The organism is Agromyces sp. MMS24-JH15 (genome assembly GCF_043518605.1).
Classification (GTDB): Bacteria; Actinomycetota; Actinomycetes; order Actinomycetales; family Microbacteriaceae; genus Agromyces.
The window spans coordinates 1,507,330-1,520,936 of sequence record NZ_CP171358.1; the positions used below are offsets into that span (position 1 = coordinate 1,507,330).

General features: G+C 72.0%; 10 protein-coding genes. All 10 read left to right on the forward strand.

The genetic code is table 11. The features are described from left to right. The first annotated feature begins 160 nt into the window (after positions 1 to 160). A complete protein-coding gene (gene pstC / locus ACDF64_RS06855; protein ID WP_394554314.1) occupies positions 161 to 1,258 on the forward strand; it encodes a phosphate ABC transporter permease subunit PstC in 1,098 nt (365 codons plus the stop codon). Further along, a complete protein-coding gene (gene pstA, locus ACDF64_RS06860; protein ID WP_394554316.1) occupies positions 1,258 to 2,613 on the forward strand; it encodes a phosphate ABC transporter permease PstA in 1,356 nt (451 codons plus the stop codon). Before pstC ends, pstA begins: the two co-directional genes overlap by 1 nt. Further along, on the forward strand, positions 2,610 to 4,184 hold the full coding sequence (pstS, locus tag ACDF64_RS06865; protein ID WP_394554317.1) for a phosphate ABC transporter substrate-binding protein PstS: 1,575 nt from the start codon (positions 2,610 to 2,612) through the stop codon (positions 4,182 to 4,184). The genes pstA and pstS overlap by 4 nt, the downstream gene beginning before the upstream one ends. 247 nt (positions 4,185 to 4,431) lie before the next feature. Next, positions 4,432 to 6,939: a hypothetical protein gene (locus ACDF64_RS06870; protein ID WP_394554318.1), complete on the forward strand. Its 2,508-nt coding sequence runs from the start codon at positions 4,432 to 4,434 to the stop codon at positions 6,937 to 6,939. A 56-nt stretch (positions 6,940 to 6,995) separates the two neighbouring features. Further along, positions 6,996 to 8,165, forward strand: coding sequence for a hypothetical protein (locus ACDF64_RS06875; RefSeq protein WP_394554319.1), 1,170 nt, complete (start codon positions 6,996 to 6,998; stop codon positions 8,163 to 8,165). Positions 8,166 to 8,241: 76 nt separating this feature from the next. After that, the gene (locus tag ACDF64_RS06880) at positions 8,242 to 9,777 is read left to right on the forward strand and encodes an Ig domain-containing protein (RefSeq protein WP_394554320.1); all 1,536 of its coding nucleotides are present in this window, start codon (positions 8,242 to 8,244) and stop codon (positions 9,775 to 9,777) included. Positions 9,778 to 9,952: 175 nt separating this feature from the next. Further along, a complete protein-coding gene (locus tag ACDF64_RS06885; RefSeq protein ID WP_394554321.1) occupies positions 9,953 to 11,083 on the forward strand; it encodes a hypothetical protein in 1,131 nt (376 codons plus the stop codon). Further along, a complete protein-coding gene (locus tag ACDF64_RS06890) occupies positions 11,080 to 11,865 on the forward strand; it encodes a hypothetical protein (RefSeq protein WP_394554323.1) in 786 nt (261 codons plus the stop codon). Before ACDF64_RS06885 ends, ACDF64_RS06890 begins: the two co-directional genes overlap by 4 nt. Beyond that, positions 11,862 to 12,575, forward strand: coding sequence for a hypothetical protein (locus tag ACDF64_RS06895; protein WP_394554324.1), 714 nt, complete (start codon positions 11,862 to 11,864; stop codon positions 12,573 to 12,575). Before ACDF64_RS06890 ends, ACDF64_RS06895 begins: the two co-directional genes overlap by 4 nt. 4 nt (positions 12,576 to 12,579) lie before the next feature. Further along, positions 12,580 to 13,599: a sortase gene (locus ACDF64_RS06900; RefSeq protein ID WP_394554326.1), complete on the forward strand. Its 1,020-nt coding sequence runs from the start codon at positions 12,580 to 12,582 to the stop codon at positions 13,597 to 13,599. Positions 13,600 to 13,607 lie beyond the last annotated feature (8 nt).

Consider the following 13,607-nt stretch of genomic DNA (forward strand, 5'->3'; position numbering starts at 1 on the left):
TGCACCGGCGACACGTCCCCTTCAGGTCCAGTCCCGCCCGCGTTCACCGAGCCGGCGGAGGGTTGCCCGGTCGCCCGTGCCCACCGGCCGCGTATGAGGAACCGATGCCCCACCCGAACCACCGCCCCCACCGACCGGCGCGCCCCGCCAGGAGGTCCGGATGAGCGGCGAGCGACCCTTCGACGTCGTGACCGAGGTGATCTCCTCGCCGGGCGACCTCGCGGTCGGGCCGCCGCCCACCTCGGAGCAGGAGCCCGGGCAGCACGGCGAGCCGGGGGACCGGCCCGCCGGGGCCCGCACGCTCCACACGCGGGGATCCGTCGGCGACCGGGTCTTCCGCGCGGCCTCGTTCGCGGCCGGCGGCACGACGGTCGCGGTCATGCTGGCGGTCGGCCTGTTCCTCTCGCTCCGCGCGGGCGACGCGCTCGGCGTGGCCGGGTTCTCGTTCCTCACCGAGCAGCGGTGGTCTCCTGAGACGCAGGAGTTCGGCATCGCGGCGGTGCTCTTCGGCACGGTCTCGATCGCGCTGATCGCGATGTCGATCTCGGTGCCGCTCGCGCTCGGCACCGCCCTGTTGATCAGCGAGGTCGTGCCGGCCCGGCTGAAGTCCACGCTCGTGAGCCTGGTCGACCTCATGGCGGCCGTCCCCAGCGTCGTCTTCGGCCTCTGGGGCGTGTTCTTCCTGCAGGCCAACGTGATCCCGGTCGCGCAGTGGATCTCCACCTACTTCGGCTGGATCCCGATCTTCGCGGTGACCGACGCCGACGGGAACCACCTGACGGATGCGAGCGCGTACACGTCGTCGGCGTTCATCGCGGGCATCGTCGTCTCGCTCATGGTCGTGCCCACCCAGACGTCGGTCATGCGCGAGGCGTTCTCGCAGGCCCCGCTCGGCGAGCGGGAGGGCGCGCTCGCGCTGGGCTCGACCCGGTGGGGGATGATCCGGACTGTCGTGCTGCCGTTCGGCCGCGGCGGCGTCATCGGGGGCACCATGCTCGGGCTCGGGCGGGCGCTCGGCGAGACCATCGCGGTCTACATGATCATCTCGCCCATCTTCGAGATCAACTGGCAGGTCCTGAAGACGGGCACCAACTCGGTCAGCGCGCTCATCGCGCTGCGATACGGGGAGGCCAGCCAGTTCGGCCTCTCGGCGCTCATGGCGGCCGGCCTGGTGCTGTTCGTCATCACCCTGATCATCAACTTCGTGGCGTCCTCGATCGTGGCTCGCAGCCGCTCGGGCGCCCAGAGCGAGGGATAGTGACCATCGACGCGCCCCCGGTGGGCGAACTCCCCGACGTCGAGGCGGATCGCCTCGCGAGCGGCCCGGACGACCTCACGGGCTTCGTGCCGCCGCCCGCCGGCCGCACCCGCCGCCGCACGGCGACACCGGGCCAGGCGACGGCCGAGGTCGGCGAGCGGCGCGAGGTGCGCGGTGCGACCGTCGACGACCGGTTCAACGTGATCGGCGCGCTCGCCGCGGCGCTCGCGGTCGCGACCCTGCTGTTCGGCTGGCTGACGCCCATGACGGGGTTCGTCGGCTGGGTCGTGGTCTCGTTCCTCGTGTTCCTGGGGATCTACGCGTTCCTCGTCTCCCTGGGCGGGAACCGCCAGCAGGTGGCCGACCGGATCGTCACGAGCCTCTTCACGAGCGCCGGGGTCATCCTGCTCGGGGCCCTCGTCTTCGTCCTCGTGTTCACGGTGCTCCGCGGGATCCCCGCGCTCGTGCACCCCAACTTCTTCGTGCAGACGATGGAGCTGGCGGGCCCGCTGGACCCGCTCGACGTCGGCGGCATCCTCCATGCGATCGTGGGCACGCTGATCCAGATCTCGATCGCGCTCGCGATCACGATCCCGCTCGGCATCGCCACCGCCGTCTTCCTCAACGAGGTCGGCGGGCGGTTCGCGCGATTCGTGCGCACCATCTCGGACGCGATGACCGCGCTGCCGTCGATCGTCGCCGGCCTCTTCGTCTACTCCGCGATCATCCAGCTGATCACGCACCAGCGGTCCGGATTCGCCGCCGCGATCGCGATCAGCGTCATGATGCTGCCCATCATCATCCGCGCGTCGGACGTCGTGCTCCGACTCGTGCCCGGCAACCTGCGCGAGGCCTCGTACGCGCTCGGCACCTCGAGGTGGCGGACGGTGTGGCACGTCGTGCTGCCGACCGCCCGATCGGGCCTGGTCACTGCGGTGATCCTCGGCACCGCACGCGGGATCGGCGAGACGTCGCCCGTGCTGCTGACCTCGGGCGTGACCGCCGTGCTCAACATCAACCCCTTCTCGGGGCCGATGATCTCCCTGCCGCTGCAGGTGTTCGACTTCGTGAAGTCGCCCGAGCCGAACATGATCGCGCGCGGCTTCGGCACCGCGGCGACGCTCGTGCTCGTCGTGCTCGGCATGTTCCTCCTCGCGCGCACGATCGGCGGTCGGGCGCCCGGCGTGCTGAGCGCCCGGCAGCGACGCGCCGCGGCCGCGCGCAGCGCGTCCGATGCGTCGCGGATCGCGCTCGCCAACATGCAACGCGCGTCGCGGCCGATCGAGTACACGGCGCCGCCGGACACCCGGACCGACCCCGACACCGACCACCCGAACGAGGAGCGCCCGTCGTGACCATCCGCCTCCGCCACGCGATCCGCGCGGTCGCGTCCACCCTGGCGGTGCTCGTGCTCGCCGGCGGGCTCGCCCAGTCCGGGGCATCCACCGCTCGTGCCGACAGCTGGATCCCGATCACGGGCACGGGGTCGACGTGGTCGCAGAACGCGCTCGACCAGTGGCGCAAGAACGTCGCCGCCAACTACGGCATGACGATCAACTACTCGGGCACCGGCTCGTCGGCGGGCCGGCGCGACTTCATCGCGGGGACGGTCGACTTCGCGGTGTCCGAGATCCCGTTCCAGAGCGCACCGGAGGACGGCTCGGCGCCCGAGGTTCCGACGACGGGCTTCTCGTACATGCCGATCGTGGCCGGTGGCACGTCGTTCATGTACAACCTCAAGATCGGCGGCAAGCGGGTGACGAACCTGCGCCTGAGCGGCGACGTGATCACGAAGATCTTCTCGGGCGCGATCACGAAGTGGAACGACGCCGCGATCCAGGCCGACAACCCCGGCCTCGCGATGCCCGACCGCGCGATCGTGCCGGTCGTGCGCTCGGACGGCTCGGGGTCGAGCGCGCAGTTCTCGCTCTGGATGTCGAAGCAGTACCCGAGCCTGTGGACCGCGGGCATGCGGTCGCAGTTCCCGACGCCGGCCAACGGCAAGGCGCAGAACGGGTCGCTCGGCGTCGCGGGTTACGTGAGCCAGGACTACGGCGAGGGCGCGATCACCTACGTCGAGTACTCGTACGCGCTGAAGTCCGGCTTCCCGGTCGCGAAGGTGCTGAACGCGGCCGGGTACTACATCGAGCCGACGGCGAACTCCGTCGCGGTCGCGCTGCTCAAGGCGGGCATCAACTCGGACCTCACGCAGAACCTCGACGGCGTCTACAACAACGCCGACCCCCGCACGTACCCGCTGTCGAGCTACTCGTACATGATCGTGCCGACGCAGGTCGCGGGCATCTTCACCGAGGCGAAGGGCAAGACGCTCGGCGCGTTCGCGACGTACTTCCTGTGCGAGGGCCAGCAGCAGGCGGCCGCCCTCGGCTACTCGCCGCTGCCGATGAACCTGGTCCGCGCGGGTTCGGAGGTCGTGAAGCGCATCCCGGGCGCGAACGCGGCCGGCATCGACTTCAACGCCTGCAACAACCCCACCTTCAAGCCCGGTGAGAGCGAGTCCGACAACCAGCTCGCGAAGACGGCGCCGCAGCCGGCCGCGTGCGACAAGAAGGGACCCGACCAGTGCACCACGGGCACCGCGGGCGCGCTCGACGAGACTCCGGTGACCGGCACCGGCGGTGGCGGGGCGTCCGCAGGCGGGGCGGCCACCGGAACGGCGACGACCGTGGATGCCGCGGCGACCTCCGGCACCGGCGAGGCCGTGTACGACGCGAACGGCAACCTCATCTCCGGCTCGGCCGTCGCCGGCGCGGCCGTGTCGTCGCCGTTCACGCTTCCGGATGACGCGTGGGGCACGCCGCAGGCGCTCATGACGGTCGCCGGCATCCTGCTCTTCCTCGCCATCGCGGTGCCGCCGCTGCTGTCGCCGCGCCTCCGTCGAGGAGGCGGTCGAGGGAGGGACTGACCTCGCTCCACCTGCCCTCGGACGGGCGGTCGCCTCGGTGCGACCGCCCGCCCGCATCGGCGTCGAACCGGCGCTGACCGGGTATTTCGCGTGCGCCGATGATCGGCCACCTCCGATCTCCCGTCGTTGAGCGCCCGTTCATCCGGGCGTCACGAACCGCCCATAGCTTCATCCCGGTCGGCAGGAGAACTGCCGCGACATCCTCCTGGAGGACCCTGTGCAGCCTGCACGCCCCGCCCGCCGATCGATGTGGATCGCATCCGGATCCACAGGCCTGCTGACCGCAGCCGTCGTCTTCGGGCTCGTCGCACTCTCGGGCGTCGTCATCGACGCGGCGCCGGCGCACGCGGATGACTCGTCAGCGGTCACGGTGACGGCGAAGGACCAGGATCCGGACCTCGAGCACGCGCCGCTGCCCGACCTGGAGGTGACCGTCTCCCAGACGGAGCAGCTGGTCGCCCAGGGCATCCGCGTCAGCTGGACCGGCGGCAAGCAGTCGATCGCGCCCAGCGGCGGGAACGGCGGCGCGAACTTCCTGCAGATCTTCATGTGCTGGGGCGACGACCCGAAGGACCCGGCCCGACCCGACCGGACGTCGTGCGTGTACGGCGGTGCGAACACGCCCGGCGCGACGCGGGACGCGTTCCGGAACATCACGCTCGACGAGGTCCCGGCCGAGGATGCGCCCTACTCGGCGCTGACGGACGTGCCATTCCTCCCGCCGTACACGGGCATCCCCTTCGTCGCACGCGACGGCGCGCGCGTGGACGGCATCAAGACGGATGCCACGACGGGTGCCAAGACGGTCGACACGGCGGTCAACCTCAACATCAACCCGTTCTTCACGTCGTACTCGACCAACGAGATCCCGTGGGTCGGTTCGGGCGATGACGGCAACGGTGCGGTCTCGTTCGAGGTGCAGACGGCCGCGCAGGCGCCGGCGCTCGGCTGCGGCACCCCCGTCACGAAGGGCGACGTCACGACCGGGGCGGGCTGCTGGCTCGTGATCCTGCCGCGCGGCGAGTCCGACAACGGCGCGTCGACCATCACCCAGTCCGGGCTCTTCATCGACTCGTGGCGGCACGCACTGTCCGTGCGGCTCGGGTTCGCCCCGCTCGGCAGCCGGTGCGCGGTCGGGGCGGGCGAACGCCAGCTCGCCGGGAGCGAGCTCGCAGCGGTCGCCGTCAACTCGTGGCAGCCGGCCGTCTGCAACCAGGCGACGGACGCGTCCGTCTACTCCCTGCTCACGATGCCCGAGTCGGACGCGGTCACCGCGGCCGCGACGACGGTCGACGCGCCACTGGCGCTGACCAGCTACCCGCTGCGGACCGAGGGCGCGGATCCCCTCCAGTACGCGCCCATCGCGCTCACGGGCGTGACCATCTCGCTGGCGATCGATCGCCGTCCGGATCCGTTCAAGGAGCTTCCCCAGGACTACCTCGACGCGGCGCACACGCCGTTCACCAGCGTCAACCTGACGCCCCGGCTCCTCGCGAAGCTGCTCAGCTACTCGTACCGGTCGGCCCTGCCGACCGGTGCCGACACGAGCTACCTGAACCCGACGAACCCGTACACGATAACGAAGGACCCCGACTTCCTCGCGGTCAACGACCCGGAATGGGCGGCGCAGGACCTCGCCGGCCCGGCCATCGCGGACGTCATCGTGTCGCAGGGGAGGTCGGACGCGGCCCGGGCCGTGTGGGCGTACATCGCCGCCGACCCGGCCGCGCGCGCCTTCCTCGCGGGCACCCCGGACGACTGGGGGATGGTCGTGAACCCGTGGTACTCGACTGATGCGACGAAGAACCCGACCGGGACGCCGTTCTCGCTCGACCGCGACGACTTCCCGAAGGCCGACCCGATCGAGGTGACGCCGGCGAACACGGGTCCGATCAACCTGGTCACCTGGCGCCCGTACGCCAACGACCTCGGCACCGTCGCCTACCTGACGCTGCGGGGCGACGGGCAGCTCCTCGGCGGCTGGGACCCGTTCTCGTTCCCGCCCAAGTACACCAAGGCCGCCCGCATGCTGCCGGGGAACCAGGCGCTGCTCGGGCTCACCAGCACGGCCGCGGCCGCCAGGTACCAGGTCGTCACGGCATCCCTCCGGAATCCCGCCGGGACCTTCGTGTCGCCGACGCGGACCGGGATGCTCTCGGCCGCCTCGGCGATGACCTCGGTCGGTGCGGCCGGCCGCGTGGTCGGCTTCGACCCGGCGGCGACCACGGCGCAGGGCGCGGGTGATGCGTACCCCCTTACCCTGCCCGTCTACGCGGCCGCGAACCCGGTGAAGACCGGGGAGGCGCTGCGGACTGCGTACGCCGCGTTCATCCGCTATGCCGCGAGCGGCGTCGGTCAGACGCCCGGCGTCGACGCCGGACAGCTCCCGGACGGCTATGCGCCGATCCCCGCGTCCTGGGCGGAGCAGGCGATCGCCGCGGCATCCGCGATCGCCTCCGGCCGGTCGGCCACCTCGACGCCGCAGCAGCCGTACGTCGGCTCGGGCGGGTCCGCGGCGTCCGGGGGCTCGGCCTCGGGCGGGTCGGTCGTCGGCGGCTCGTCGCCGACCGAAGCGGCCCAGCCCGCGGCGACCGGCGACGCCAGTGCCCCGCTCGCGGGCGGCACCACGCCCGACGACCCGGGCGTCCCGACGGGCGTCGCCATCCCCGTCAGTCTCGTCGCCGGCGCCGGGGGTGCGATCGCGAGCGTGGTCGTGTCGCGGCGGCGGGCGATCCGATCGTGGGCCCGCCCCTAGCGAGCTCCCGCCGGGCCGCGGACGCGGCCCGGATCCCATCAGAGAAAAGGACAGTAGTGAAGATCAAGAAGATGGTGGCCATCTGCGCCACGTCTCTGGTTGCCGCTGCCGGCATCGCCATGACGGCGACCCCGGCGTTCGCCGACCCGATCAGCGACGGCTACTCGATCGTCGGCTCCGACACGCTGCAGGACGCCGTGGGAGCACTCGCCAACGGAACCTCGATCTCGGGTTCGCCCGTGAAGGTCAAGGGTGCCGGCAAGACCCTCGCCTCGTGGGACGCCTTCACCCTCGGCGTCTCGGGCGGCGTCGGCAAGATCCAGACCAAGGAGTTCGGCAACGTGTTCGACCGGCCGAACGGATCGGGTGCGGGCCGGACCGCGCTCCTCCGCTCGATCAACTACTCGGGAAGCACCACCTACAACGGTGTCGACGTGGCGAACCAGGTCGACCTCGCCCGCAGCTCGTCCAAGGGCACGGCCGTCGCGGGCGGCGTGCTCACCTACATCCCGTTCGGGCAGGACGCGATCGGGTTCATCTACAAGATCGGCACCGACGCCAACGGCAACGGCGACGCGGCTGCCGCCAAGGCGTGGATCGACGGCCTGACGACCGCCGAGCTCACGTCGTTCTACTCGGCGAGCTCCCCGGTCGCCGTGCCGGGCACGGACTACGTCGTGAAGCCGCTCGCGCTGCAGAGCAGCTCGGGCACGTGGACCACGTTCCTGAACAAGATCGGGGTCGGCACGATCGGCGCGGCGGTCGACACCCGCGGCAACACGATCCCGGAGAACGACGGCAACGTGCTGACGCCGACCGCCGACCAGATCCAGATCATCCCGCTCTCGGTCGCGAACTACATCGGCCAGGTCAACGGCGCCGCGCGCATCAACACCATGGCCGGCGTGACCGTCGGCACCATCGGCGGCGTCGCGCCGACGACCGGCACGGCACCGAGCGTGGCGCCGAACACCGCGTACTTCAACAGCGCGACCTGGGGCCGCACGGTGTTCATCGTCGTCCCGACCACCAAGATCACCCCGACCCTCGCCGGCGGCGCCGCGAACCCGGCGTACGACGCCGGCCTGTTCGCGCTGACGAACCCGTCGTCCACCACCAGCCTCACCTACTGGGGCGCCTCGGGTGCGACGTCGACCACGAAGGCCGTGAAGGCGAAGTTCGGCTTCTCGGCTCCGCAGGACGCGGCCTTCACCGCGAACAACTAGTCGCAAGACCAAGACAGGAGAAGTAGAAGAAATGAAGCTCCTTTCACGACGAAACCGACTCGGCGTCGGCGTCGCAGTGGCTGCACTCGCTCTCACGGCCCTGCCGGCCATGTCGGCGAACGCGGCGATCGTCCCGACCGTCGGCTCGGCGCACCCGCTGTACCTGCTCTCGGACGAGACCGGCCTCCAGTTCCCGGCGGGCACCTCGCTCCCGTGGGACGCGAGCGTCCTCGCTTCGCCGGATGCCTCGGACGAGGACTGGAACAGCGCCTTCGTCGCACCCGCCGGTTCGACCCAGGTGCGCACGTTCATCGCGCCCCGCGGCCAGGAGACCAACCTGAGCGCGTGGAACGCGTATGCGTCGCTCGGGAACCAGCCGTCGGTCTCGGGTGCGAACCTCTCGCCCTTCGGCAACACGAGCACGGGCGCCGGGACCCCGTCGGGCGCCGGCGCAGTCGGCATCGCCGGCGGCGACTACTCGCTCGGCCTGGCGTTCCTCGACGTCGCCCAGAACACGATCCTCGAGGTGGACTACACCTACATCACCGTCGTGGGCAACGCCAACCCGAACCTCGCCACCTGGACCTTCGCCACGCCGGCCGCCCCGGCGGCCGCCCCGGTGGTCACCACCACGTCGCTCAACGGGCTGACCAAGGGATCCTCGTTCTCGCAGACGATCGCTGCGACCGGCACCGCGCCGATCGCGTGGTCGGTCCAGGCCGGCGCGCTCCCCGCGGGTCTGGCCCTGGACGCCGCGACCGGTGCGATCGCGGGCACCCCGACGGCCGCGGGCGCCTACAGCTTCACGCTGCGGGCGACGAACGCCGCGGGCTTCGACGACCAGGCCTTCTCGGGCACGGTCGAGGCCAACGTCCCGGCGCAGCCCACGGATGCCGACGCGGGCAAGGTCACCATCGCCGACCCGGCCGAGGGCGCCACGACGGTCACGGTTGCCGCCGGTGCCGCCCACGCGTCGCAGACGCTGCAGGCGTGGGGCTGGTCCGACCCGACCAACCTCGGCCAGGTCACCACCGACGCGGCCGGAAACGCGACCGTCGACATCTCGGGCCTGCCTGCCGGTGCGACGCACACCATCGCGCTGACCCTTCCGGGCAGCCTCGCGGTCGTCGCATGGGGCACGATCGACATCCCCGCCCCCGCGTACGGTGCGAAGACGGATGACGTCGACATCACGGCGACCGTCACCGCGAGCGACCTCTGGGCGCTGAACGCCGAGAACACCCAGGTCGACTTCGGCAACGTCCAGCGCGACGTGGCCAAGACGGCGTCGCTCGGCAAGGTCACCGTCATCGACGACCGCAACGTGCTCAAGGGCTGGAACCTCGACGCCGCGTGGACCGACTTCGCCAAGGCCGGCAGCAGCGACACGATCGCGAAGTCGGCCCTGTCGATCGCGCCGAAGGTCTTCACCGGCTACACGCCGCTCGCGGGCATCACCGTCAACACCGGCGGGCACCTCGCGGAGAGCCAGGCCGTCTCGACCCTGCCGACCGGTGCGCTCTTCGACGCCGACCTCACCTTCAAGGCGCCCGTGACCGCGCAGACCGGTGAGTACCACTCGACGCTGACCCTCACGCTCACCTCCAAGTAGGCGGCGGGCTGCAGCTGCAGCAGTGAGCCTGGTGGGAGGGCCGTTCGCGGCCCTCCCACCAGGTGCGTCCGGGGTCCGGGGGCCCGGACCGGACATCATCCGCGTGACACGGCTCGCTCACCCCTCGTTCACCCCCGCGACGCCGGCTCGTCGCGAACACCTGCGGAGATGTACCGTGCAGATCTCGACACCCCCCGCCCGCACGCGCCTCGCCCGGGCGGTCGCCGCCTTCGTGCTCACGCTGACCGCGATCGGCGGGCTGCTCGCCGCGTCGAGCCCGGCCATGGCGGCCGACGACCCGAGCACGGTCGGCGTCGCCACGCGACCGGCCGGTGCCGACGGGCTGCCCGACGGGCGTACCCGCCTCAGCTACTCGGCCGACCCCGGGCAGACCATCGCCGATCAGGTCCTGGTCGGCAACACGGGCTCCGCGCCCCAGGAGTTCACCGTGTACGCGACCGACGCGTTCAACGCGGAGGACGGCGCGTTCTCGCTGCTCCCGACCGCCGACGCGCCCGCCTCGATCGGGGCCTGGGTGAAGTTCGAGAACGGCGAGGACCGGATCCGGTTCACGCTCGCGCCCGAGGAGGTGCGCCTGCTGCCGTTCACGGTCGCGTTCCCCGCGGAGGCGACGCCGGGCGACCACGTCGGCGGACTCGTCGCGTCCGTCATCGAGGAGGGGCAGCAGGTCAGCCTCGATCGCCGCGTCGCGACCGCGATCTACGCACGCGTCTCGGGCGAACTGCAGCCCCAGTTGACCATCCGGGGCTTCGAGGCCTCGTACGAGGGCGACTGGTGGAATCCGTTCGGCGGCGCGGTGCGGATCCGCTACAGCGTCGCCAATCCCGGCAACGTCGCGCTCGCCGGCAACGTCACCATGGGCGTGCGGACCGTGTTCGGCATTCCCGTCGCAGGCGAGCAGGGCGGCGGCATCCCCGTGCTCCTGCCGGGCAACTCGGCGACGTACGAGTTCGAGGCGACGGGCGTGGGCCAGTGGCTCTACCTGAACCCGTACGCGCGCCTGAACCCCTTCGTCGACTCGGACGACCCCGACCAGCAGTTGCTCGCCGTGCCGGCGACCAACCGCGACGGCGTGACGTGGGCGGTGCCGTGGACGCTGCTGATCCTCCTCGCGCTCGCCGGACTGATCCTCCTCTTCCTCCGGTGGCGCCGCCGCCAGGATGCGGCGCGCGCCCAGGCGTGGATGGAGTACACCGAGCAGGAGGCCAGGCGAAAGGCCGAGCACGAGCAGGAGTCCGGGCAGGACGCCGAACTCAGCGCGGCGGGTCGGGCGGGAGATTCGTGAGGTCGGCGACTCGCCGCCGCTCGTGGGCCGAGACGCTGGCGGGCGGCATCGTCGCGCTCGGGGTCCTCGCGAACGCGAACCTGCTGACGATCGACGACGCCAGGGCCGATGCCGATCCCAGCGGTCCCAACATCTCGGTGACGGTCACCGACGGCAGGACCCCGGCACCGACCGCCGTCCCGTCGAACGGATCCGGTTCCCCGTCGCCGGGGAGCACGGGCTCCGGGGCATCCGGGGGCTCCGGCGGCGCAGCGCCGTCCGACGCGGCCACGCCCGCGGAGGCGCCGACGAGCGCGCAGCAGTCGAGTGACGAGCTCTCGATCGGCGGCGTGCTCTACCTCAGCGGACTCGAAGGATCGTCCACGCCGTCCATCGACCCGACGGCGGGCAGCGTGCACCTGTCGTTCACGGTGCGCAACGCCTCGCACACGGCGTTCGACTCCGAGGCGAGGTTCTGGATCGAGACGCCGTTCGGCACTCGGCTCGGCACGGTCGTGGCACCCGTCGAGGCCCTGCAGGCGGGCGAGGTCCGCACGATCGGCGTCGAGCTGTCCGGAATCGGCCAGTGGCCGATCGTCAACGCCCGCGTCACCTTGACCCCGCCGACGGAGATCGAGGGCACCGAGCTCACTCCGCTGACGCGCGAGACCACGGTCTTCGCGTTCCCCTGGGCGGTCGGCCTGGTCGCGGCGCTCGGGATCGCGGCGGCGATGCTCGCGCGGGTCGTGCGAGGACGTCGACCGGCGATTCCCGAACCCGAACCGCAAGGAGCAGTCGCATGACGACCGGAACCGAACCGGCCGCGCAGGCACAGCCCACCCCGTCGGCGGCCGCGCCGTCGTCGAGCGACGGCAGCGCGGCCGCCGAGCGGCGGGGCGAGCGGCGAGGCGGGCGGCGGAGCGGGCGGCGACCCGAGCGGCGCTTCTGGATCGGCGTCGGCGCCGGCGTGGCCGCTGCGGCGGTCGTCGGCGGCATCCTCGCGGCGGTGCTCGCCGGGACCGGCGGTGCGGTCGCGGCGCCGCCGTCGGACGGGCCGATCCACCTCTGGGACCCGGCGTCGGAGCAACTCGCCGAACAGGCCGGCGCCGTGTTCGACTACGACCGGGGCCTCGACTTCGCCGCCAGCGCCACCGATCCGCGGGAGCCGTTCGTCTGCCCCGCAGAGTCGACCGCGACCTGGACGTTCGTGAGCCGACACGGTGCCGAACGGGCCGGCATCACCGGGTGGAAGGCCTACTCGGCCTCCGGCTTCGACCCCGAGCCGTCGGTGCCCGGGCGCCTCGAGGTCCTGCTCCCCGTCGCTGCGCTGGACTACCAGAGCGACGGCTCACCGGCCGACGCCGCGCAACTCCGCGCGGACGGGGGAACCTGGAGCTTCGGCCTCGCCTGCACCGCCGATGAGGGGCGCACGGTCACCGCGGCCTACACCCGCACGATCCACGTCACCCCCGGCACCGGCGAGTTCACGGTCGACCCGGTGGACGGCGACTAGTCCAATGACGCTCTTCACCGACGACCTCGACGAGGCGGAACTCTCGGACGTGCCCTCGGCGTGGGCCGAACCGGCGCGGCCGCCGAGGTCCCAGCGCGAGCCGAAGCCGCCGAAGCCTCCCAAGCCGCCGAAGCCTCCGCGGCGGCCCCCACGACCGCCCGTCCAGCGCGAACCGCTCACCGCCGGCCAGGCGCTCGTGCGGGGCATCCTCGCGCTCGTGGCCGTCATGCTGCTCGCGTTCTCGATCGACCTGCTCGTGTTCAGCCACCTCCAGCACCTCGCGGCGCAGCAGCGGCTGACCGACGCCTACCGGGAGCAGCTCGCCGACGGCACCGCGCCCGTCAGCGAGGGCGACTTCGACGACGTGCTCCTCCCGGACGGCGCACCGGTCGCGATCCTCGACATCCCGTCGATCGGGGTGCACGAGGTCGTCTCGGAGGGCACCTCGTCGGGCGTGCTGACCGGCGGCCCTGGGCACCTGCGCTCGACGGTCCTGCCGGGACAGGCGGGCGTGAGCATCGTCATGGCCCGCGCCGCGGCGTACGGCGGCCCGTTCAGCCGGATCCAGGAGCTCGCACCCGGCGAGACCTTCACCGTGCGCACCGGCCAGGGCGAGACCGAGTTCGAGGTCATCGGCCTGCGCTACGCGGGGGATGCCACCCCGCCGGCGCCCCAGCGGGGCGAGAGCCGGCTCATCCTGCAGACCGCGCGCGGTGCGCCCTACGTGCCCATCGGCGTCGCCTACGTCGACGCGAGGGCGACGGATGACGCGAAGCCGGCGGGTGCCCGCCAGACGTCGACGCTCAGCCTCCGCCCGCAGGACGCGGCGCTCGCCACCGACACGAGCACCGTCTGGGCGCTCGTCTTCGCGTTGCAGTTCCTCGTCGTCGCCGAGGTCGCCGCGGTCTGGGCCTTCCGGCGCCTGGGCGCCCAGAAGACGTGGATCGTGTTCCTCCCCGTGCTGTTCCTCGGCGGCCTGTTCGTCGCCGACCAGCTCGTGCGCCTGCTCCCCAACCTCCTCTAGACGAAGGC

Coding starts and splice junctions, on each gene's coding strand:
- pstC (WP_394554314.1), top strand. CDS start 161: ATGAGCGGCGAGCGACCCTTCGACGTCGTGACCGAGGTGATCTCCTCG.
- ACDF64_RS06870 (WP_394554318.1), top strand. CDS start 4,432: ATGTGGATCGCATCCGGATCCACAGGCCTGCTGACCGCAGCCGTCGTC.
- ACDF64_RS06900 (WP_394554326.1), top strand. CDS start 12,580: ATGACGCTCTTCACCGACGACCTCGACGAGGCGGAACTCTCGGACGTG.
- ACDF64_RS06895 (WP_394554324.1), top strand. CDS start 11,862: ATGACGACCGGAACCGAACCGGCCGCGCAGGCACAGCCCACCCCGTCG.